This window comes from Paraburkholderia sp. BR10954 (genome assembly GCF_040965775.1).
Taxonomy (GTDB): Bacteria; Pseudomonadota; Gammaproteobacteria; order Burkholderiales; family Burkholderiaceae; genus Paraburkholderia; species Paraburkholderia youngii.
In genome coordinates this window covers 1-1,044 of record NZ_JBFRCK010000176.1, presented here as the reverse complement: position 1 = coordinate 1,044, position 1,044 = coordinate 1, and the positions used below count along the sequence as shown (strand labels likewise).

At 57.6% G+C, this 1,044-nt stretch carries 1 pseudogene; it reads left to right on the top strand.

The window, feature by feature from the left end:
• Positions 1-279: 279 nt before the first annotated feature.
• Positions 280-855, top strand: a pseudogene (locus AB4Y34_RS41690) (transposase); the annotation flags it as partial.
• Between the last annotated feature and the right edge of the window lie 189 nt (positions 856-1,044).

Here is a 1,044-nt window from a genome sequence, read left to right as displayed (position 1 = left end):
GATCCTCAGGAAGCTGAGGCTTTTTTACGCCGCTGTTCTGGCCGCTTTGCTCAACCGCTCAATCGCTGTCGAATACCAGCCGTGAGGGCAAGCGCCGTCCAAAACGAATTATTCAGACCCGACTAAGAAACATTGATCGTGGCAGTGCATCTTCGAGTTCGGCCATGCGCTCTCTGATCTCGTCGAGTCCTGCTACGCGTCCTAGGCGGAACATAACGCCGAATTCATACAGCAATCTGACGTTGCCCACAAATTTCGGACCCCTTAGCCGATCATGGCCGCACCGCGTTGCAGGAACTGGTTGAGCGCACGAAGCGGATTCTGTCGCAGAAGCCGAAGGACAAAAACAAGCTCCACGCGCTGCATGCGCCGGAAGTCGAGTGTCTGGCCAAAGGCAAGGCGCGTACGCCCTATGAGTTCGGCGTGAAAGTGTCGATCACGACGACCCACAAAGAAGGACTGGTAGTTGGCATGCGCTCGATGCCAGGCAACCCGTACGACGGTCATACGCTGGCTGAAGCGCTGGAACAGGCGGCAATCCTATGCGACGCCACGCCGGAAGTCGCCATCGTCGACCGTGGATACAAGGAGGTCGCAGTAGATGGCGTAAGAATCTACCACCCGGGCTTGCGGCGAGGCATCACACGCGCACTACGCGCGATGATCAAACGGCGAAGTGCAATCGAGCCTGCCATCGGTCACATGAAGACGGACGGAAAACTCGGTCGCAACTGGCTCAAAGGCGCGCCCGGCGATGCGATGCACGCAGTGCTGTGGGGCGCTCGCCACGATCTCCGGATGATCCTGAGGAAGCTGCGGCTTTTTTGCGCATACGTTCTTGTTGCTTTGCTCAACCGCAGCATTGCCGCCGGCCTGATGCGGGTGCATCGAAGAATGAATTGTTCCGGGCCGACTATTGAGTCGGGTCTGAATAATTCGTTTTGGACGGCGCTTGCCCTCACGGCTGGTATTCGACAGCGATTGAGCGGTTGAGCAAAGCGGCCAGAACAGCGGCGTAAAAAAGCCTCAGCTTCCTGAGGATCA